Origin of the sequence: Thioalkalivibrio sp. ALE23, assembly GCF_000378545.1 — a bacterium.
Classification (GTDB): Bacteria; Pseudomonadota; Gammaproteobacteria; order Ectothiorhodospirales; family Ectothiorhodospiraceae; genus Thioalkalivibrio.
In genome coordinates this window covers 89,616-108,785 of sequence record NZ_KB900031.1, presented here as the reverse complement: position 1 = coordinate 108,785, position 19,170 = coordinate 89,616, and the positions used below count along the sequence as shown (strand labels likewise).

The following is a 19,170-nucleotide window of genomic DNA, read 5'->3' as shown; positions in this document are numbered from 1 at the left end:
AAACACATGAGTCACTATCTCAATCTCGATTATCTGGACATGACGTTTGCGACTCCACGCGGGCCGCTCAACGTGCTGAACAACGTGAATCTGAAGGTCCAGAAAGGCGAATTCGTATCCATCATCGGGCATTCCGGCTGTGGCAAGTCCACCGTTCTGAACATCGTGGCTGGGCTGCTGCGCGCAACCACTGGGGGCGTTCTTCTGGAAGAGCGCGAGGTAGTGGAACCCGGGCCAGAGCGTGCCGTGGTGTTCCAGAACCACTCCCTGCTGCCCTGGATGACGGTGTACGAGAATGTCCGTCTGGCCGTTGACAAAGTGCGCCGCGGAGCTCCCCAGGCCGAGCGCGACGCCTGGACGCTGGAGAATCTCGAACGTGTCCACATGACCCACGCGAAGGATCAGTACCCCGGTGAGATCTCCGGGGGTATGAAGCAGCGCGTCGGGATCGCCCGGGCGCTGGCGATGGAGCCCAAGGTCCTGCTGATGGATGAACCGTTCGGCGCGCTGGATGCGCTGACCCGGGCACATCTGCAGGACGAGGTCATGAAGCTGCGGTCGGATCTGGGCAACACCGTGCTGATGGTCACCCACGACGTGGACGAGGCGGTGCTGCTGTCCGACCGCATCGTGATGATGACCAACGGCCCGGCCGCGACCATCGGCGAGATCCTGGAGATCGACCTGCCAAAGCCGCGCGAGCGCCTGGTGATGGCCGACAACGCGCAGTACAACCACTACCGGGCCGAGGTGCTGCGCTTCCTCCACGAGCGTCACAAGAATCCCGAGTCGGAGGCCGCGTGATGGATACCGCGAACGACAAGCCGCGGCTGGTCCTGATCGGCAACGGCATGGCCGGGATGCGCACGGTCGAGGAGCTGCTGAAGCTCAAGCCGGACATGTACGACATCACCGTGTTCGGTGCCGAGCCCTGGGGCAACTACAACCGCATCATGCTCTCGCCGGTGCTGGCCTCGGAGAAGACCGTCGACGAGATCATGCTGAACGACGATGCCTGGTATGCCGAGCGCGGCATCACCCTGCACAAGGGCCGACGCATCGAACGGATCGACCGCGTGAACCGGCGGGTGATCGCCGAGGACGGCACCGAGGCGCCCTATGACCGCCTGCTGCTGGCGACCGGCTCCGACCCGGTGATGATCCCGGTGCCGGGGCATGAACTGGAGGGCGTGGTCGCTTTCCGCGACATCCACGACGTGGACGCGATGCTCGCGGCCAGCCGCGCACACAAGCATGCGGTGGTGATCGGCGGCGGCCTGCTGGGCCTGGAGGCCGCCAACGGCCTGATGCGCCAGGGCATGGAGGTCACCGTGGTGCACCTGATGGAGCACCTGATGGAGCGCCAGCTGGATGCCGAGGCCGCCGGGATGCTGCGCGGCTCGCTGGAGGAGCGCGGCATGCGTTTTCGCATGGCGCATCAGACCGAGACGATCCTGGGCGAGGGCCGCGTCACCGGTGTGCGCTTCACCGACGGCAGCGAGGTCGAGGCGGATCTGGTGGTGATGGCGGTCGGCATCCGCCCGAACACGGCGCTGGCCGCGTCCGCCGGGCTGCACTGCGAGCGCGGCGTGGTGGTGAACGACACCATGCAGACCTATGACCCGTCGATCTACGCGGTCGGCGAGTGCGTGCAGCACCGCGGCGCCACCTATGGCCTGGTCGCGCCCTTGTGGGAACAGGCAAAGGTCTGCGCCAACCACCTGGCCGAGTACGGTATCGGGCGCTACGAGGGCTCGATGACCTCCACCAAGCTGAAGGTGACCGGGATCGACCTGTTCTCCGCCGGCGACTTCACCGGTGACGAGACCACCGAGGACCTGGTGTTCAAGGATGCCGCGCGCGGCGTCTACAAGCGCCTGGTGCTGAAGGACAACCGCATCCAGGGGGTCGTGCTGTACGGCGATACCCTGGACGGCTCCTGGTACTTCCAGCTGATGCGCGACGCCACGCCAGTGGCCGACATCCGCGAGAACCTGCTGTTCGGCCAGGCGCATATCGGCGACTCCGGCCACGGCGACGAGGCCTCGCGGGTCGCGGCCATGCCCGACGAGGCCGAGATCTGCGGCTGCAACGGCGTGTGCAAGGGCGAGATCGTCCAGGCAATCAGCGAGCACAAGCTGTTCACGCTGGAGGACGTGCGCGCCCACACCAAGGCGTCGAACTCCTGTGGGTCCTGCACCGGGCTGGTGGAGTCCGTGCTCGCCACCACGCTGGGTGGAGACTACTCCGACGCCCCGGCGAAAAAGCCGGTCTGCGCCTGCACCGACCACAGCCACGACGAGGTGCGCGCGGCCATTGCCCGCGACGGCCTGAAGACCATGGACGCGGTGTTCGAGGCCCTCGACTGGAAGACCCCGAACGGCTGCCATGTCTGCCGTCCGGCGCTCAACTACTACCTGCTGGCGGCCTGGCCGAAGGACTACCAGGACGACGCCCAGTCGCGCTTCATCAACGAGCGCGCGCACGGCAACATCCAGAAGGACGGAACGTATTCCGTCGTGCCGCGCATCTGGGGCGGAGTGACCACGCCGGCCGAGCTGCGCGCGATTGCCGAGGTGGCCGAGCGCTACCAGGTGCCCACGGTCAAGTTCACCGGCGGCCAGCGCATCGACCTGCTGGGGGTGCAGAAGGCCGACCTGCCGGCGATGTGGCGCGATCTCGGCGCCGCCGGGTTTGTCTCCGGCCATGCCTACGGCAAGGCCCTGCGCACGGTGAAGACCTGTGTTGGCTCCGAGTGGTGCCGCTTCGGCACCCAGGACTCGACCGGACTCGGCATCCAGCTGGAGCGGATGACCTGGGGCTCCTGGACGCCACACAAGTTCAAGATGGCGGTCTCCGGCTGTCCGCGTAACTGCGCCGAGGCCACGATCAAGGACCTGGGCGTGGTCTGCGTGGACTCGGGCTACGAGCTGCACGTGGGCGGCAACGGCGGGGTGAAGGTGCGCGCCACCGACTTCCTCTGCAAGGTGGAGACCGAGGTCGAGGTGCTCGAATACGCCGGGGCCTTCATGCAGTTCTACCGCGAAGATGCGCGCTACCTGGAGCGCACCGCCCCGTGGATCGAGCGCGTCGGCCTGACCCGGGTGAAGGAACGCCTGGTGGACGACGCCGAGAACCGCGCGGCGCTGTACGCCCGCTTCCTGGAGTCGCAGGAGGTGGCGCAGGTGGACCCCTGGGCCGAACGCGCCGCCGGGCATGCGGCGCACGAGTTCATCCCGATCAAGCCGGTGGACGCGGCCCCGCGCCAGGGGGTGTCGGCATGAGCTGGCTTGCGATCTGTCCGCTCGAGGACATCCCGCCGCTGGGTGCACGCGTGGTGGCGGGCCCGAACGGCGACATCGCCGTGTTCCGCACTGCGGATGACCGCGTGTTTGCCCTGCGCGACCAGTGCCCGCACAAGGGCGGGCCACTGTCGCAGGGCATCGTCCACGGCGAGCGCGTGACCTGCCCGCTGCACAACTGGGTGATCGACCTGCAGTCCGGCGAGGCCACCGGGGCGGACAGTGGGTGCACCCATGCCTTCCCGATCCGGGTGACCGACGGTCAGGTGTGGCTGGACCTCTCCGGCGCCACGGCCAACGCTGCGGACGATTCCGCGGCGGTGCCGTCCGCCTGCCGCGAGGCGGGCTGAGATGGCTGCGGAACAGTCGGTCACCCGTACGACCTGCCCCTATTGCGGGGTGGGCTGCGGCGTGGAGGTGACCGCGACGCCGGAAGGCGAGTTTCCGGTCGCGGTGCGCGGCGACCCCGCCCATCCGGCGAATGCCGGTCGCCTGTGCTCCAAGGGCGCGGCACTGGCCGAGACCCTCGACGACGAGGGCCGGCTGCTGCACCCGGAGATCGGCGGGCGGCGTGTCGACTGGGAGACCGCGCTGGATCATGTGGCGAACGGCTTTCGCGAGACCATCGCGGCACACGGGCCGGATGCGGTCGCCCTGTACGTCTCCGGGCAGATCCTGACCGAGGACTACTACGTCGCCAACAAGCTGATGAAGGGCTTCATCGGTTTGGCCAATATCGATACCAACTCCCGGCTCTGCATGTCCACCGCCGTGGCCGCCCATACCCGCGCCTTCGGGGTGGATGGCGTGCCGGGGAGCTATACCGACCTCGAGCAGGCCGATCTGGTCGTGGTGACGGGCTCCAACATGGCCTGGGCCCACCCGGTCCTGTTCCAGCGCCTGCAGGCCGCCCGCGCGGCGCGCCCGGAGATGAAGCTGGTGGTGATCGACCCGCGGCGTACGGCCACCGCCCAGGCGGCCGACCTGCACCTGCCGCTGGCGCCGGGTACGGATGCCTGGCTGTTCAACGGCCTGCTGGACCATCTGCGCCGGGAGGATGCGCTGGACCCTGGCTTCCTGGAGCGGCATGTCGACGGCTTCGCCGACGCCCTGGCGGCCGCGCGGGCCTCCAGCCCGTCGATCGCCGCGACCGCCGAGGCCTGCGAACTGGAGCCGGAGGCGGTGGCAACGTTCTTCCAGTGGTTTGCCCGTACCGAACGCACCGTGACCGCCTTCTGCCAGGGCATCAACCAGTCCGACAGCGGCGTGGACAAGGCCGGGACGATCCTCAATGTGCACCTGGCCACCGGCCGTATCGGGCGCGCGGGCATGGGCCCGTTCTCGCTGACGGGCCAGCCGAACGCGATGGGCGGGCGCGAGGTCGGCGGACTGGCCAGCCAGCTGGCAGCCCACATGGGCTTCGACGACGCGGCCCTGGACCGGGTCGGACGTTTCTGGGGCGCACCGAACCTCGCGCGCCAGCCGGGGCTGAAGGCGCTGGACCTGTTCCGCGCGGTCGAGTCGGGGCAGGTGAAGGCGGTCTGGATCATCGGCACCAATCCGCTGTTCAGCCTGCCCGAGGCCGCGCGCTTCGAGCAGGCCCTGGCCGCATGCCCGCTGGTCGTGGTCTCCGACTGCGTGCGCGAGACCGAGACCACGCGGGTAGCCGACGTCCTGCTGCCGGCGACCACCTGGGGCGAGAAGGACGGCACGGTAACCAACTCCGAGCGCCGCATCTCGCGCCAGCGCCCGTTCCGGGCGCCCCCGGGCGAGGCCCGCCACGACTGGTGGGCGCTGGCCCGGGTCGCGCAGCGCCTGGGTTTCGCCGACGCCTTTCCCTATACCCGCCCGGGCGAGGTCTTCCGCGAGCATGCGGCGCTGTCCGCCTTCGAGAACCACGGCACGCGCGACTTCGACATCGGCGCGCTGGCCGGGCTGTCCGACGCCGAGTACGACGCCCTGGAGCCGGTGCAGTGGCCGCTGCCGGCGGGGAGTCGGACGGGCGCCGAACACCTCTATGCCGATGGCCGTTTCTTTACCGCCAGCGGCCGCGCGCAGCTCGCGGCCGTGACCCCCCAGACTCCGACCGACCCAGTCGATGCCGAGTATCCGCTGCGCCTGAACACCGGCCGCATCCGCGACCAGTGGCACAGCATGACCCGGACCGCACGCACCCCGCGCCTGAGTGCGCATCAGCCGGAACCGTTCGTCGAGATCCATCCGGTGGATGCCGGACTGTTCCGGGTCCAGGCCGGCGATCTCGCCGAGGTGACCAGTCGCCACGGTCGTCTGCTCGCGCGGGTGCAGGTGAGCCGCGAGCAGCGCCCGGGCAGCGTGTTCGTGCCCATGCACTGGAGCCGGCCGATCGCGCGGCTCGCCCGAGTCGATGCGCTGGTGCCCGCGCATGTCGACCCGGTCTCCGGGCAGCCAGCGTTCAAGCATACGGCCGTGGCCGCCCGCCCGGCGACGCTGGACTGGCACGGCTTCGTGCTGAGCCGCGAGCCGATCGCCGCGCCGGAGGCGGACTATGCGGTCACCGCCCGCGGTCCCCGACACCTGCGCACCGAACTGGCCGGGCGGGGCGCACCGCCCACGATGGATGCGTGGCGCGAGCGCCTGGACGGGCCGGGGGAATGGCTGGAGTTCGCCGACCCCGCCGGGGGACGCTATCGCGCCGCGCGGATTCACGAGGGCCGGCTCGCCTGCGTGCTGTTCGCGGGCCCCGACCGGGGCTTGCCCGAGCGCGAGTGGCTGGCCGGCCTGTTCGCGGCCGAGACGATCAGCGATACCGAGCGCATGGCGCTCCTGACCGGGCGACCGCCGAACGGCCAGGCCGCGCGCGGACGCATGGTCTGCGCCTGCTTCGGCGTGGACGAGACGCGTATCCGGGCCGCGATCCGCGAGCAGGGGCTGGCCACCTGCGAGGCCGTCGGTGCGGCCCTCGAGGCCGGGACCAACTGCGGCTCCTGTAGCCCCGAGATCCAGACCCTGTTGAATGAAGAAGCCGAGGCGCCCACGGACCCCGTGGCGCGGGAGGGATAAGCATGGAACACCTGCCGATCTATATGCAGTTGCACGGCCGCGAGGCCCTGGTGGTCGGGGCCGGGCCGGTGGCCACGCGCAAGGCCGCGCTGCTGCTGGAGGCCGGGGCGCGGGTGCGCCTGCGGGCCCCCGAGTACAGCGCCGCCGCCGAGCGCCTGCTGCGCGAACAACCGGGGGCGATCCGCCGCGATCCGGGGATCTATGACACCGAATGCCTGGCGGGGGTGGCGATCGTGATCGCCGCGACCGACGACGCGGCGGTGAACCGTCAGGTCTCGGAGGACTGCATCGCGCGTTCGATCCCGGTGAACGTGGCCGACCAGCCCGAGCTGTGCAGCTTCATCCTGCCGGCGATCGTGGAGCGCGGGCCGCTGACCATCGCGATCGGCTCCGGTGGCCGCGCCCCGGTGCTGGTGCGCCTGCTGCGCGCGAAGATCGAGAGCCTGATCCCGGCCGGCTATGGCCGGCTCGCCGATCTCGCCGGGCGTCTGCGCGACCGGGTGCGCACCCACTTTGACAGCGTGAACGCGCGCCGCGCGTTCTGGGAACGGGCCTTTGCCGGGCCAGCCACCGAGTTCGCCCTGGCCGGGCGCATGGACGCGGCCGAGGCGCGCCTGGAGCAGGAGCTGGCGGATGCCTCGGCCCGCACGCCGGGCGAGGTCTACCTGATCGGCGCCGGGCCGGGCGATCCCGACCTGCTGACCTTTCGCGCGCTGCGCCTGCTGCAGCAGGCGGATGTGGTCGTCTACGACCGGCTGGTGTCCTCCGAGGTGGTGAACCTGGCCCGGCGCGAGGCCGAGCGCTTCTATGTCGGCAAGGAGCGCGACCATCACTGCGTGCCGCAGGAGGAGATCAGCGCGCTGCTCTCCCGACTGGCGCGCGAGGGCAAGCGCGTGGCGCGGCTGAAGGGCGGCGACCCGTTCGTGTTCGGCCGGGGCGGCGAGGAGCTGGATGTGCTGGCGCGCGACGGCGTGGCCTACCAGGTCGTCCCCGGCATTACCGCGGCCAGCGGCTGCGCCGCCTATGCCGGCATACCGCTGACCCACCGCGACCATGCTCAGTCGGTGCGGTTCATCACCGGCCATACCCGCGAAGGGCGGCTGGATGTGGACTGGTCGCAGCTGACCAGTACCCGCGAGACCCTGGTGTTCTACATGGGCCGCAAGGGCGTGGGCGAGATCTGCCGGGGGCTGAAGGGTGCCGGCCGCGCCGGGCAGACCCCGGCGGCGATCATCGAGAACGGCACCACCGCCCGCCAGCGCGTGGTCAGCGGCACGCTGGATAAGCTGGCCGCGCGTGCCGAGCGCGAGCAGGTGGGTTCGCCCAGCCTGATCGTGATCGGCGAGGTAGCGGCCTGCCACGCGCGTCTGGCCTGGTTCCAGCCGGATGCCGGGGCCGCCACGGTGTTTCCGCAGCCGATGCCGATGTCGGGGCCGGGGTCGCGGGCCGCGGCGGCGAGCGCGGCGTGACGGCCGCATCCGTCCTGCCGGAGGTGGCGGCCAGTGGCCTCGCGGGTCGCCGCGTCGCCTTGCCTGAGAGCCGGGCGCTGGAGGTCTTCGCCGGTCTGCTGGAGCGGCGCGGGGCCGAGGTCTGGCGCTGTCCCCTTATCGCGATCCACGACAGCCCCGACCGCACGGCGATCGAGGCCTGGCTGCACCGGGCGATCGAGGCGCCGTTCGACCGCCTGATCTTCCTGACCGGCGAGGGCTTCACCCGCCTGACCGGTTTTGCCCGGAGTGCCGAACGCGAGGACGCCTGGCTGGCGGCCGTGGCGCGGACGCCGACCCTGGTGCGCGGCCCCAAGCCGGGGCGGGCAATGAAGCCCTTCGGCGTGCGGCCGGATGCGATCGCGGCCACACCGACGACCGAGGGCATCATCGAAACCCTTTCCGGACAGGATCGGGCCGGGCAGCATCTGGCCGGGCAGCGTATCGGGGTGCAGCTCTACGGCGCGGAACCCAACCGCCGCCTGCTCGAGTTCCTGGAGCAGGCGGGCGCCGAGGTCTTTCCCGTCTGGCCCTACCGCTATGCGGACGCCGCCGCGACCGGGCGCGTGACCGGGCTGATCGAGGCCCTGATCGCGGGGGAGGTGGATGCGATCGCCTTCACCAGCCAGGCCCAGGTGCGGCGCCTGCTGCGTGTCGCCCGTGACTCGGGGCATCAGGACACGCTGCTGGCAGCGCTCGGCCGGACCGTCGTCGCCGCGATCGGCCCGGTGGTGGCCGAGGAACTGCGCACCCACGGCATTTCTCCCGCGGTGGTCCCCGAAGGCCGCTACTTCATGAAGCCGCTGGTCTCGGCGCTTACCCGGCATCTGCGGGCGGCTGCGTAGGGAACTTGTGGCGCGGGCGGATGGCCCACGGATTGAATCCCCTGCGGTGATCCGGGCCATGAAACCAACGTCCACACGGCGTTCGCGCCGATCCTTCCTGCGCTGGATGGCCGGCTCCGCCCTTGCGGCCGGTGCCGGCTCGCCGGTCACCGCCAGGGTCGCCACCGCCGCGCCCATGCTCTTGCCGACCACGTACGGGCGCAGGTCCGTGTAACGTTCGTCCAGGGCGCGGAGCAGGGCGCGGGCGTCGACGGCCAGGGCCGTGTGGCCGGCCCAGTACCCGGCCGAGTCGGTGCGGCCGAAACCGCGCTGGTCCGGGGCGTAGACCGCAATGCCGCTGGCGGCCAGCGGGCGTGCGAGGGCGTGCATGCTGCCGCCGTAGTCATTGAAACCGTGCAGGGCGAGGACCACCCGTTCGGGCTCGCGCGGACCCCAGCGGCGCAGCGGCAGTTCGCTCCCGTCGGGCATCCGGGCCAGACCCTGTTCCAGCCGCGCGGGCTCGGGATTCTCGGTGGCCGGTGCGGGAAGGCCGGCGGGCGTGGCGGCGCAGCCACCGAGCAGCAGGCCGACCAGCAGTGCCGGGATGAGACGGGCGAGGCGTGTCATGCGCGCTCCGGAGGCGGCGGGGGGGTCAGGGCTTGCTGCGCAGGTCCAGGTCATAGAGGTTGTCGCCGCCCAGCCGGAACTCGCGAAACGGCGGTCGCAGTGCCCGCGACAGCGAGTCGATCGGAGGCAGGGTGATGCCCGGGCGGCCGGAGCCGATGATCATCGGGGCGATGGTGAGATGCAGGCGATCCAGGGTGTCCGCGGCCAGGAAACGCGAGACGGTACGCCCGCCGCCCTCCACCAGCAGGCGGTTCAGGCCGCGCGCCTCGAGGTGGTCGCGCACCCGGCGGGGGGCAAAGCGTTCGCGCTGTTCGCCGTCGGCCATTACCGTCTCGACGGGCAGCTCCGCGCGTTCCACGTGGGCCGGCAGGTGATCGGGGGCATGCCCGGGCTTGTGCAGGACCAGGGTGGTCGGCCCGCCGGCCGCGAACACCTTGTGATCGGCCGCGAGGCGGCCTTCGGGGTCCAGCACCACGCGCAGCGGATTGCGGCCCTCGACCTCGCGCACCGTCAGCTGCGGGTCGTCGCTGGCGACGGTGCCGGCACCCACCACGATGGCATCCACCAGGGCCCGCAGTCGGTGCAGGTGGCGGATGTCCTCCGGTCCGGTCACGTACTGGGAGTGCCCGGTATGCGTCGCGATCCGTCCGTCGAGACTCTGTCCCAGCTGGCCGATGGCGATGGTGTCGGGTTCGAGGATCGGGCCGTAGAGGTCCAGGACCTCGTGGGCGGCCGGGGCCAGCGGGCCCGGCAGGGGCTGGCAGGCCGCATTGTCACAGCGGGTCAGCAGCCATCGCCAGGCCCGCGCTTCGGTGATGATTTCTTCGCTCATGGCTTCTCCCCGAGCAGGGTTTGGGGACGGCGGCGGGGCAGTTGGGGTAGTCTGACCGTTCGAGGAGCTAACTTCATCAACCCGACTCCGTATGGAAGTACCCGATGCACAACGCCGATCGCGGGATCTTTGACCTTCGCCGGGGCCATCCGATTCGTGTCAGCGGTTCCGGAACGGATGTCCTTGCAGCGGCCGTCGAGGGCCTGACACCGGGACAGCTCGATCGTCTGACCGTGATGACCGGCGGACGGCCCCGTCTGATTCTAACCCCCCACCGGGCGTCGGCAATGGGCTGGCCGCAACCGCTGGAAGAAGGCTGGGAAGGCGTGGCGCTGCAGCCGACCGGCACGGTGGATCCGGAATCGCTGTTTGTCCTCGCCAGCGCGCCCGAAGGCTCCGATGATGCCAGTTCCGCCGCCCGCCTGCTGGAAGGCGCGGTGCTCCAGCGCGCCGGCGAGAGCGAGGCCGCCGCGCTGGAGCTGGTTCGTGCCGGTCGGCTGCTGCCGGCGGTGGTGACGGCCTTCATCCCCGATCCGGAGCCCGAGGCGATCGCCTCGGCGGTGGCAGACGGCATGCTGCTGGACGTGGACGCCGCGCAGGCGCGCGAGGTGGCGGAGCATCCGCGCCTGGAGCTGGCGCATGTCAGCGAGGCCCCGGTACCGCTGGCGGACGCTCCGGTGACCCGGTTCATGCTGTTTCGCGAGGGCAACGGGATCCAGGAACACGTGGCGGTGGTGATCGGCGAGCCGAGCCGCTGGCCGGATCCGGTGCCGGTGCGCCTGCATTCGGCCTGCCTGACGGGCGACCTGTTCGGCAGTCTGCGCTGCGACTGCGGGGATCAGCTGCGTCGCGGGGTCAAGATGATCAACGACAGCGGTGGCGGGGTGCTGCTGTATCTCGCTCAGGAAGGCCGCGGCATCGGTCTGGCCAACAAGCTGCGCGCCTACACCATGCAGCATGCCGGCATGGACACCATCGATTCCGACTGCCAGCTCGGTTTCGGCGCCGACGGGCGCCGCTACGAGGCGGCGGTAGAGATGCTGGAGTTCCTCGGGATCGACCGTGTGCGCGTGCTGACCAACAATCCTGCCAAGATCGACGCCCTGCGTGCCGGCGGGATCGAAGTGGCGTCGCGCGAGCCGGTGCATGGCACCGTCAACCCGCACAACCTGCGCTATCTCAGCACCAAGGCGGATCGTGGCGGGCACTGGCTGGAAGAACTGCTCGCCGCCGAGGCCGAGCGCGGCTAGCCCGGGCCAGGGGGGTGCTCAGACCCCCTTGATCTGATCGTCGCGCCAGGCGTCGAGGAAGCGCTGCTGCGACTCGGTCAGGGTGTCGAGGCCGATGCCCAGGGTCTCCAGCTTGAGTTCGGCCACCTCGCGGTCGACCGTGTCGGGCACCGGGTGGACGCCGGGCTCCAGCCCCGCCGCGCGCTCGACCAGATGGCAGGCGGCGACGATCTGCATGGCAAAGGTCTGATCCATCACCTCGGCCGGGTGGCCCATGGCGGTGGGCGTGGCCAGATTCACCAGCCGGCCCTCGCAGACCAGATGCAGGCGGCGGCCGTCGGCCAGGCGATACTCCATAATGCCCGGCCGCGCTTCGTGCGGCGGCTCGACGCTCAGCCCCGCCAGCGCCTCGGCGTCGATCTCCACGTTGAAGTGGCCGGCGTTGGCCAGCAGCGCGCCGTCGGGCATCGCCTCGAAGTGCTCGGCGCGGATCACGTCGCGGTTGCCGGTGGTGGTGATGAAGATCTCGCCCCAGGCGGCCGCCTCCAGCATCGGCATCACCTCGAAGCCGGCCATGTGGGCGCGCAGTGCCTGGCGCGGTTCGATCTCGGTGATCGCCACCCGCGCCCCCAGCGCCCGCGCCTTGGCGGCGATGCCGAGACCGCAGTCACCAAAGCCGGCCACCACCACCCGCTTGCCGGCCAGCAGCAGATTGGTGGTCAGCAGCAGGTTGGTGAGCGAGGACTCGCCGGTGCCGTGAATGTTGTCGAACTCGTGCTTCATCGGCGTGTTGTTCACCGCATAGGCGGGGAACGGCAGGGCGTCGGCGCGCGCCATCGCCTGCAGCCGCTGCACGCCGGTGGTGGTCTGCTCGCACATGCCGATGAAGTCGTCGAGCAGCGCCGGGCGCTGGTGGACCAGCCGCGCAGTCAGCTCGGCGGCGTCGTCGAGGATGAAGCTCGGTCCGTGGTCCAGCGCCTGCAGGTGCAGAGCTTCCAGCTCTTCCTCGGAGACCCCGCGCCGGGCGTAGCCGGTGATGCCGTCCTGCTCGTTGAGGGCGGCGACCACGTCGTCCTGGCTGGAGCCCGGCTCGCTGCCGGTGAACACCACCTCGGCGCCGGCGGTGGCCAGGGTCTCGACGAACACGCCCGTCTTGGCCTCCACATGGGAGCAGACACCCAGGGTAATGCCGGCCAGCGGCCGGCTGTGGCCGAGGCGTTCACGCAGGGCGGCGTGCACCGGCATGTGGTCCCGTGCCCAGGCGAGTTTCTGGCGACCCTGTTCGATGTCCGCGGCCATGACGTCTTCCCGTGAATGCGAAAGGCGGGAGTGTGCCGCGCCCCGGTGGGGACGTCCACCGTCGTCAGAGCAGGGCGACCACCAGGATGGCCACCAGGCCCAGGGCGAGCAGGCCGAGCATGACCACGGGCGAGGCCCCCGCGGCACGCTGCGCCCGCCGGCCCGCGCGGCCCTTGAAGGTCATCGCCAGGGCATGCGAGGCGGCATCGAGATGAGCATGCAGTTCCGCGTGCAGGCGCCGCGACCGTTCTTCATCGAGGGGTTCGAGAATCCGGCCGTCGATCCGCGCCCGGCCGTTGTCGAAGCCGACGGTCACGATATCCACCGGCCAGTGGCGTTCGGCGCGGAACAGGTCGACCAGCGCGGTCTGCGCGCTGGGGCTGGTCCTGAGGGCCTCGTGATCCGCTGCAGAGGCGGCGCTAATGCGCACACGCCGGGTCAGCCGTGAATCCGGCAGGGGGCGTTCCAGCGGCCCCAGCAAAGGGCGCAGCAGGCGCTGCCACCAGCGTCGGCGCCGGAGGGTCAGACAAAGGTCCGGCGGGGCGTCCCGCTCGATCCGGAGCAGGTCGCCGGACGCGGCTGCCTGCGACGGGGTCCCGGGGGACGCGCCCGGTGCGGGCCCGGGCAGGTCCGCGCGCAGGGGGGCGGGGTGCCCGGGCGGATGCATGGGTGAATGCATGGGTGAAGGTCCCTCCGATTCAGCATCTTGGCCAGACCTTGAGGGAATTCACACGGCGGAACAATACACCCAATGGGCCATTCCGTTAGCCGGGCGTGAAGCCGCGCGGCCCGCGCCGCGTCGGGCTACTGCATGACCCAGTTGCCGTAGACGTCGCGGCAGGCGGTGCCGGTGATGGTCTCCGCTTCGCCGTCGATGGTCGCCAGGACTTCGTATTCGCGGCACGGGCGGCCGTCGCGTTCATAGGTACGTTTCGGCGTGGCCCGGTACTGCTGTCCGGTGTTGGGATTGCGCCACTCCCGGGTTTCGCGGTCGGGGGCGGTCTCCAGGGTCTGCTGCACGCGCATGCGGTCGACCTCGTCCATGGAGCGGCCGATGGCACCGCCAATGGCCGCACCGGCGAGGGTCCCCGCGATGGTGGCGGCCATCTGCCCGCGGCCGCCGCCGATCTGGCTGCCGATGACGCCCCCGGCCGCGCCGCCGATGACCGCGCCGGTCTGTTCGCGGGTGGGAGGGTGGGTGCAGGCGGCCAGGGCCAGGGCGGTGCCGCCGACGATGGTGACGATGAGGGACTGGCGAACGAACTTCATGGTTTTCTCCCCACGGCCGCCCACCGCGCCGCGTGAATGCGGACCTGCAGCCTTGACGTGCCGTTGTAATGGTTCCATTCAGGAGACCCCGCAAGCTGTATCCGGGTTCCCGGCGGCCACGGATCCCGTGCATCCGGTTCCAGCGCATTGAACCAGATCCCCTGCAGGTCACCATCGGCCGTCTCCAGACGCAGCCGCAGATGGCGTCCGTCGCCCATCCGGCGCAGGCCGCGCAGTTCGCCTTCCCAGACGAACACCGGGCGCGGGAAACCGCGGCCCCAGGGGGCCAGGGCGTCGATCTGCTCGAGGGTCCCGGCCGCCAGGGCACGCGGGGACGGGCCCTCGCCATCGATCTCCAGCACCGGGCCGGGTGTCCAGCCGTGCTCGCGCTGACTGTCGGCGCAGACCCGTTCCCAGGCCCGGGCCAGACGTTCGCGGTCGGCGCGGGCCAGCGTCAGGCCGCCCGCCTGCGCGTGGCCGCCGTGTTTCTCCAGCAGGTCGGGTTCGGCGGCGGCCATGGCCGCGAATGCATCGGCGACATGGAACCCGGGCACCCCGCGCGCGGAGCCGGTCACCCGCCGGTCGCACTCCCATACCGGCGACACGCACAGCACCGGCAGCCCCCGGGCCTCGACCATGCGCGAGGCGATGATGCCGTGTACCCCCGGGTGGCCGTCGGGCAGCCACAGGCACAGACCCGAGACCCCGCGGGCGGCGGCCCGGGCGGCCTCCTCGCGGGCACGCACGGTGAGCTCGCGCTCGATGCGGCGCCGGTTTTGGTTCTCTTCGTCCAGAGCCGACCACCAGTGCTCGGCTTCCGCTTCGTCCTCCGCCAGCAGGAAGCGGACCCCGGCCATTGCCTCGTCCAGGCGGCCGCGGGCGTTGATGCGCGGGCCCAGACCAAAGGCCAGGTCGGATTCATCCAGCGGGCGCTCGCCGCCGGTGAGCCGCCGCGCCGCGACCCGCCAGCAGGGCCGCGCGTTGTCGGCGTTCATGCGCCGCAGGCCCTGATGGACCACCACCCGGTTGTTGAGGCTGTCGCCCAGCGTCACGCAGTCGGCCACAGTGCCCGCGGCTACTTCGGCCAGCAGGTCGATCAGCAGCGTGCGTCCGGCGGCGTCCTCGCGGCCGGTGTCCTGCTGGCGCAGGCGGTGGACGCGCATCAGCAGCAGCCAGGCCACCATGCAGCCGGCGATGGCGGGGTCGCCATAGCGGCTGTCGCTGCGCGCCGGGCTGACGCAGGCCAGCGCCGAGGCGGGCACGCCGTCCGCCGGGATCACGTGATGGTCGGTGACGATGGTGTCGATGCCGGCGGCGCGCAGGCGGGCGATGCGTGCCTCGTCGCCGGATCCGTTGTCGGCGGTTATCACCAGATCGGGCGGGGGCCGGGCGGCGAGTATGCGCTCGGCTAGGGCGTCGGACAGGCCGTAGCCCTCGCGCAGCCGGTGGCCGATCCAGGACTGCAGACGCACCTCCGGGTGACCCAGTACCCGGGTCAGGCCGCGATACAAAAGCGCGTGACTGGTGACACCGTCGACGTCGTGGTCGGTTTCCAGGGCCACGGTCTCGCCGGCCTCCAGCGCCCGCAGGATGCGCTGCGCCGCCGTGTCCAGATCGGGCAGGGCGTCGGGGGGTGTCAGGGCGCGCAGCGGGCGTTCGACAAAGCCGGCCCGCAGGACATCCGGGTTGGTCTCGCACACCCGGGCGGCGATCAGGCGGGCCTGCAGCGGGGTCAGTCCGGCCGCGCGCGCCGCGGCCTCCACGTCCGGGTCCGGCCGGCGCCGGACCCAGGTCGGCTCCGGCGGGGGCGCAAGGTTCTGATCAGGCGGGGGATCCGTGCTGGACATCGGGGCACCGCGACCGTGGGTCGTCGGGAAACGGGCGCACAGGATAGAGGGGGCGGCGCGTACCGGGAAGTGTCCCGTCCGCGGGCAGGGCAACGCCCGTCCCGGGCAGCGGTTCGGTCCGTCAGTGGTCGGACGCCGCCGCGGGCCACAGGGCCGGCCACAGGCGCAGGGTCAGCAGCGCCAGCCCGGCCGTGGCGAGGGTGATCCCGGCGGCGGCCAGTGCCGGACCGACGAGCCAGCCGCCGATGGCGGTGACGGCTGCCCCGGCGTTGAGCAGGCCCCACTGGGTCCAGGACCACGGGCCCGCGCGCACCGGCCGCTCCATGAACCGCGGGATCATGTGTTCCGCCAGCCCGGCGATGAACGGGGTGATAAAGCCGAGCAGGAAGACATGCAGCGCACCCGGCCATGGCCCGTCGGGTGGTAGCAGGCCGCCGTGCAGCGCCAGCAGGCCCCCGGCGATCGCCAGCCACACGACCGCGGACAGCAGATGGGCACGGCTGGACGGCGCCAGGGCGATGCCCACCGGCGCCGAGTGGCCGCTGCGCTCGGGCGTGCCGGCCACGATTTCGCGCGCCTCCTCCGGACTCTGCACACCGACCCCGCGCAGTTCGCCGTCCACGACCAGTGCGGGGACGGTCTTCAGGCGCAGCCGCTGGACCAGTTCGCGGCCTTCGGGCGTGCCCATGTCCACCACGCTGAAGTCGAACTCGCGTTCGGCCGCGATCCGGCTCCACACGGCCTCGGCCGAATCGCAGGAGGGGCACCACTGAGAGACAAGAAGCTGTACGCGCATGCGTGCCTCCGGGATCAGTCGGCGCAGCGCATGCACTGGACGCCGTAACGTTCGATCCACTGTTCCAGCGACTCGCGGGCCCGCTCCCCGGTGTACAGGTGCTCGCGCGCGGTCTCCGGGTCGTCCGGGCGCAGGCGCAGCAGCCAGGCCTCGTCGTAGGGTGCACGGTTGACCAGGTCGGGCTGTGCGGTCACCGCGGCATTCACCTCCTCGATGGTGCCGTCGAACGGTGCGGGCACTCCGCCGGCCCATTTGCCGGATTCCAGCCGCGCCAGCGTCTTGCCGCGCCTGCGGTGGGTGCCGGGGCGCTTGAACGTGGTGTACTGCAGGCGCCCGGCCATGGTCTGCGCCGGGTCGGTCAGCCCCAGAGTAAAACTGCCGTCGGCCTCCTCGCGGGCCCACAGGTAATCCAGATCGTAGTAGAGATCCTCGGGGATCTCGCAGCCGCGATATTCGCTCATGATCAGGCCTCCCCGGGGCCGCGCCGGCGCACCGTGAGCAGGATGTTGAGGGTGAACAGCAGCATGGCCGCCCAGGTCAGCAGGCCCCCCGCGAGCAGGATCTCGCGGCTGCCGGCCAGCCACCCGGCGGCCATCGCCGGCAGTCCGGCGTTGGCCAGCACGAACTGGGCATCGGCGGTGCGCTCGGAAAACAGGTTGCGTCCCGAAAAGCGGGGCAGCGCATGGAGGCCGATCCCGTAGATCAACATGGTGACGAAGCCCAGCAGCATCAGGTGGGCATGCAGGCGCACCGCATCGCCGGTGATCGTGCCCGGCGCCAGCAGCCAGAGGACGGCCACCCCGCCACCGAGCAGGGCATAGACGAGAGCGATGGTGATGAACAGACGGTTGCGCGTCAGCACGCCTTTCTCCATTCCGAAAAGATTTATACTGAATCAACCTTATAGTCGGATGGTGTCGGAGTCAACGTATCTGTGCTAGAGAAAAAGGGGTTTGCAATCCACGGTAAGAAACTAGAACTTGCTAATTACATACATCTTCGATTAGCGTTCCCGGCTCCACCTGAATACCGAGGAATGTCTGCATGCTGGAATCCGGGACCCGCGAGATCGTCAAATCCACCGTGCCCGTGCTGGCGGAGCACGGCGAAACCATCACCCGGCGTTTCTATGCCCGGATGTTCGAGGCCCATCCGGAGCTCAGGAACGTCTTCAACCAGGCGCATCAGGCCGCGGGGGAACAGCCGCAGGCCCTGGCCCGGGCGGGGATGCCGCGACCCGTTGCCGTTCATTCGTGACCAGCGCGATCGTCTGACGAATGCGGGCGTCCCCCCGGAACGGATCTTCCACGAGGTGTTCGGGCCCGACGTGTTGTGAATGTCCGCCGTCTGCCGCGTACGGCAGTCGACGCGTGGCACCGCGCGCGGGTATGCTGAATTAGTTAAAGCTAATACAAGGGCCGGCCCCGGCGTTGCGTGCGGGCCGGCCTTTCTGCAAGAGGTCGGTGCCATGCAGCTTACCCGCCATACGGACTATGCGCTGCGCGTGCTTCTGTTCGTGGCCGTGCAGCCCGAGGGTGGCCGCACCACGGTCTCGGAGATCAGCGAGCGCTTCGAGGTCCCGCGCAACCACATGGTGAAGATCGTGCACCGCCTGGGCCGGCTCGGCTATCTGGCCAACCGGCGTGGCAAGGGCGGAGGGATCTGGCTGGCGGTGGCGCCCGAGGAGATCAACCTCGGCGAAGTTGTGCGCAACATGGAACCCACGCTGGAGGTGATCGACTGCACCCGGCCATGGTGCCCGGTCGCGCCGGCCTGCCGCCTCAAGCCCCTGCTCGACGAGGCGCGCGACGCCTTCCTCGCCGTGCTCGACCGCTACACCCTCGCCGACATCGTTCGCAACGAAGCCCGTCTGCGCACCCTGCTGCAGATCGAACCGCTCGCCCCCGACGCCGGCTGAGCCGACCCGCCCATAAAAAAGGGCCCTCCGGATGGAGGGCCCTCGGGGATCTGCCCGGGGTCGCCGGGCAGCGTGCGGCTTAGTTGGAGAAGTAGCGCACGGTCGGGTCGGCCATGTAGGCGCCCACGTCTTCCGGATCGGCCGGGGTGACGCCGTCGATCAGGTCTTCCTCGGTGTAGTCGGTGTTGGGCAGGAAGATGGCGCAGGTCTCGACCTTCGCACCGTTGTTGATCAGGTTCATCAGCAGCTGCTGGGCGTTGCGGTCGGCGGGCTGCATGGTCGCGCCATCAAAGTCGTCGGTCGCCATCTTGGCGGCCGGGCCGCACAGCAGCACGCGCACTTCCTGGCCCTGGCCCATGGCCTGGTTGGCCAGCACCATGGACATGAACTGGGTGTGGTCGTCGCCGGAGGTGACGCTGGCGAACATCTTCGAGGGTTCGTCGGCCTGAACGGCGCTGGCGCCGGCAAAGGTCAGGACGGCGGCGGCAGCGAGGGTCTTGATGGTACGCATGGGGTACGTCTCCCGTTTGGGTGGTATGTAAGCGTTTTCGAATGTAGTTTAATGCTTATATGGAATGCAAATCAGACTGCGTCCATATGTCGATTGCGTCGCATCGGGTGCTTCGTTGTTCGCGCGGATTCCCGGCGGGTGCGGCACGCGGCTCCTTTCGGGAGGCAGGTCTTTCGCCGGAATCTCA

At 70.3% G+C, this 19,170-nt stretch carries 18 protein-coding genes and 1 pseudogene; 9 read left to right on the top strand and 10 right to left on the bottom strand.

From position 1 onward, the window contains the following. Nucleotides 1–6: 6 nt before the first annotated feature. From F573_RS0100540 to F573_RS0100515, 6 genes are read left to right on the top strand one after another with little or no spacing between them, the layout of a single operon-like run. The gene (locus tag F573_RS0100540) at nt 7–804 is read left to right on the top strand and encodes an ABC transporter ATP-binding protein (RefSeq protein ID WP_019021053.1); all 798 of its coding nucleotides are present in this window, start codon (nt 7–9) and stop codon (nt 802–804) included. After that, a complete protein-coding gene (gene nirB, locus F573_RS0100535) occupies nt 804–3,284 on the top strand; it encodes a nitrite reductase large subunit NirB (protein WP_019021052.1) in 2,481 nt (826 codons plus the stop codon). The genes F573_RS0100540 and nirB overlap by 1 nt, the downstream gene beginning before the upstream one ends. Continuing rightward, the gene (gene nirD / locus F573_RS0100530; protein WP_019021051.1) at nt 3,281–3,652 is read left to right on the top strand and encodes a nitrite reductase small subunit NirD; all 372 of its coding nucleotides are present in this window, start codon (nt 3,281–3,283) and stop codon (nt 3,650–3,652) included. The genes nirB and nirD overlap by 4 nt, the downstream gene beginning before the upstream one ends. Before the next feature lies 1 nt (nt 3,653). After that, nucleotides 3,654–6,344, top strand: a complete 2,691-nt coding sequence (locus tag F573_RS0100525) for a nitrate reductase (RefSeq protein WP_019021050.1) — start codon at nt 3,654–3,656, stop codon at nt 6,342–6,344. 2 nt (nt 6,345–6,346) lie between these two features. Next, nucleotides 6,347–7,813: a siroheme synthase CysG gene (gene cysG / locus F573_RS0100520; protein WP_019021049.1), complete on the top strand. Its 1,467-nt coding sequence runs from the start codon at nt 6,347–6,349 to the stop codon at nt 7,811–7,813. Beyond that, entirely contained in the window at nt 7,810–8,676 is an 867-nt protein-coding gene (locus F573_RS0100515) for a uroporphyrinogen-III synthase (protein ID WP_019021048.1), read from the top strand. The genes cysG and F573_RS0100515 overlap by 4 nt, the downstream gene beginning before the upstream one ends. Here F573_RS0100515 and F573_RS15345 read toward each other — a convergent pair. Both F573_RS15345 and F573_RS0100510 read right to left on the bottom strand, forming a co-directional pair. Next, nucleotides 8,620–9,144: pseudogene (locus tag F573_RS15345) on the bottom strand (alpha/beta hydrolase); the annotation flags it as partial. The gene F573_RS0100515 and the pseudogene F573_RS15345 sit on opposite strands and share 57 nt — an antisense overlap. A 163-nt stretch (nt 9,145–9,307) precedes the next feature. Next, the gene (locus F573_RS0100510) at nt 9,308–10,114 is read right to left on the bottom strand and encodes a RibD family protein (protein WP_018871195.1); all 807 of its coding nucleotides are present in this window, start codon (nt 10,112–10,114) and stop codon (nt 9,308–9,310) included. Between the two features lie 104 nt (nt 10,115–10,218). Between F573_RS0100510 and ribA the strand changes: the two genes are divergently transcribed. Next, entirely contained in the window at nt 10,219–11,364 is a 1,146-nt protein-coding gene (ribA, locus tag F573_RS0100505) for a GTP cyclohydrolase II RibA (protein WP_019021047.1), read from the top strand. Between the two features lie 18 nt (nt 11,365–11,382). Here ribA and F573_RS0100500 read toward each other — a convergent pair whose 3' ends face one another. From F573_RS0100500 to F573_RS0100470, 7 genes are all read right to left on the bottom strand, one after another. Further along, nucleotides 11,383–12,642, bottom strand: a complete 1,260-nt coding sequence (locus tag F573_RS0100500; protein ID WP_019021046.1) for an adenosylhomocysteinase — start codon at nt 12,640–12,642, stop codon at nt 11,383–11,385. Between the two features lie 64 nt (nt 12,643–12,706). Further along, nucleotides 12,707–13,321, bottom strand: coding sequence for a hypothetical protein (locus tag F573_RS0100495; protein ID WP_231384376.1), 615 nt, complete (start codon nt 13,319–13,321; stop codon nt 12,707–12,709). 125 nt (nt 13,322–13,446) lie between these two features. Next, on the bottom strand, nt 13,447–13,911 hold the full coding sequence (locus F573_RS0100490) for a glycine zipper 2TM domain-containing protein (protein WP_018871199.1): 465 nt from the start codon (nt 13,909–13,911) through the stop codon (nt 13,447–13,449). Then, entirely contained in the window at nt 13,908–15,758 is a 1,851-nt protein-coding gene (locus F573_RS0100485) for a DHH family phosphoesterase (RefSeq protein ID WP_026300744.1), read from the bottom strand. Before F573_RS0100485 ends, F573_RS0100490 begins: the two co-directional genes overlap by 4 nt. Before the next feature lie 121 nt (nt 15,759–15,879). Continuing rightward, nucleotides 15,880–16,554 carry a thioredoxin family protein gene (locus tag F573_RS0100480; RefSeq protein WP_026300743.1) on the bottom strand — a complete coding sequence of 225 codons (675 nt, stop codon included), beginning with the start codon at nt 16,552–16,554 and terminating at the stop codon, nt 15,880–15,882. A gap of 14 nt (nt 16,555–16,568) precedes the next feature. After that, nucleotides 16,569–17,015 carry a glycine cleavage system protein H gene (locus F573_RS0100475; RefSeq protein WP_018871202.1) on the bottom strand — a complete coding sequence of 149 codons (447 nt, stop codon included), beginning with the start codon at nt 17,013–17,015 and terminating at the stop codon, nt 16,569–16,571. 2 nt (nt 17,016–17,017) lie between these two features. Next, entirely contained in the window at nt 17,018–17,416 is a 399-nt protein-coding gene (locus tag F573_RS0100470; protein WP_019021042.1) for a hypothetical protein, read from the bottom strand. A 182-nt stretch (nt 17,417–17,598) separates the two neighbouring features. On the opposite strand from F573_RS0100470, the gene F573_RS0100465 reads away from it, so the two are divergent. Then, nucleotides 17,599–17,811, top strand: a complete 213-nt coding sequence (locus tag F573_RS0100465) for a globin domain-containing protein (RefSeq protein WP_019021041.1) — start codon at nt 17,599–17,601, stop codon at nt 17,809–17,811. Between the two features lie 211 nt (nt 17,812–18,022). Beyond that, the gene (locus F573_RS0100460) at nt 18,023–18,472 is read left to right on the top strand and encodes an Rrf2 family transcriptional regulator (RefSeq protein WP_019021040.1); all 450 of its coding nucleotides are present in this window, start codon (nt 18,023–18,025) and stop codon (nt 18,470–18,472) included. Between the two features lie 79 nt (nt 18,473–18,551). On the opposite strand, the gene F573_RS0100455 is transcribed toward F573_RS0100460, so the two are convergent. Continuing rightward, complete coding sequence (locus F573_RS0100455) at nt 18,552–18,983, bottom strand: DsrE family protein (protein WP_019021039.1); 432 nt, start codon at nt 18,981–18,983, stop codon at nt 18,552–18,554. Nucleotides 18,984–19,170 lie beyond the last annotated feature (187 nt).

Coding starts and splice junctions, on each gene's coding strand:
- F573_RS0100490 (WP_018871199.1), bottom strand. CDS start 13,911: ATGAAGTTCGTTCGCCAGTCCCTCATCGTCACCATCGTCGGCGGCACC.
- F573_RS0100475 (WP_018871202.1), bottom strand. CDS start 17,015: ATGAGCGAATATCGCGGCTGCGAGATCCCCGAGGATCTCTACTACGAT.
- F573_RS0100500 (WP_019021046.1), bottom strand. CDS start 12,642: ATGGCCGCGGACATCGAACAGGGTCGCCAGAAACTCGCCTGGGCACGG.
- F573_RS0100455 (WP_019021039.1), bottom strand. CDS start 18,983: ATGCGTACCATCAAGACCCTCGCTGCCGCCGCCGTCCTGACCTTTGCC.
- ribA (WP_019021047.1), top strand. CDS start 10,219: ATGCACAACGCCGATCGCGGGATCTTTGACCTTCGCCGGGGCCATCCG.
- F573_RS0100485 (WP_026300744.1), bottom strand. CDS start 15,758: ATGTCCAGCACGGATCCCCCGCCTGATCAGAACCTTGCGCCCCCGCCG.
- F573_RS0100495 (WP_231384376.1), bottom strand. CDS start 13,321: ATGCATTCACCCATGCATCCGCCCGGGCACCCCGCCCCCCTGCGCGCG.
- F573_RS0100465 (WP_019021041.1), top strand. CDS start 17,599: ATGCTGGAATCCGGGACCCGCGAGATCGTCAAATCCACCGTGCCCGTG.
- F573_RS0100510 (WP_018871195.1), bottom strand. CDS start 10,114: ATGAGCGAAGAAATCATCACCGAAGCGCGGGCCTGGCGATGGCTGCTG.
- F573_RS0100480 (WP_026300743.1), bottom strand. CDS start 16,554: ATGCGCGTACAGCTTCTTGTCTCTCAGTGGTGCCCCTCCTGCGATTCG.
- nirB (WP_019021052.1), top strand. CDS start 804: ATGGATACCGCGAACGACAAGCCGCGGCTGGTCCTGATCGGCAACGGC.
- cysG (WP_019021049.1), top strand. CDS start 6,347: ATGGAACACCTGCCGATCTATATGCAGTTGCACGGCCGCGAGGCCCTG.
- F573_RS0100540 (WP_019021053.1), top strand. CDS start 7: ATGAGTCACTATCTCAATCTCGATTATCTGGACATGACGTTTGCGACT.
- nirD (WP_019021051.1), top strand. CDS start 3,281: ATGAGCTGGCTTGCGATCTGTCCGCTCGAGGACATCCCGCCGCTGGGT.
- F573_RS0100525 (WP_019021050.1), top strand. CDS start 3,654: ATGGCTGCGGAACAGTCGGTCACCCGTACGACCTGCCCCTATTGCGGG.
- F573_RS0100460 (WP_019021040.1), top strand. CDS start 18,023: ATGCAGCTTACCCGCCATACGGACTATGCGCTGCGCGTGCTTCTGTTC.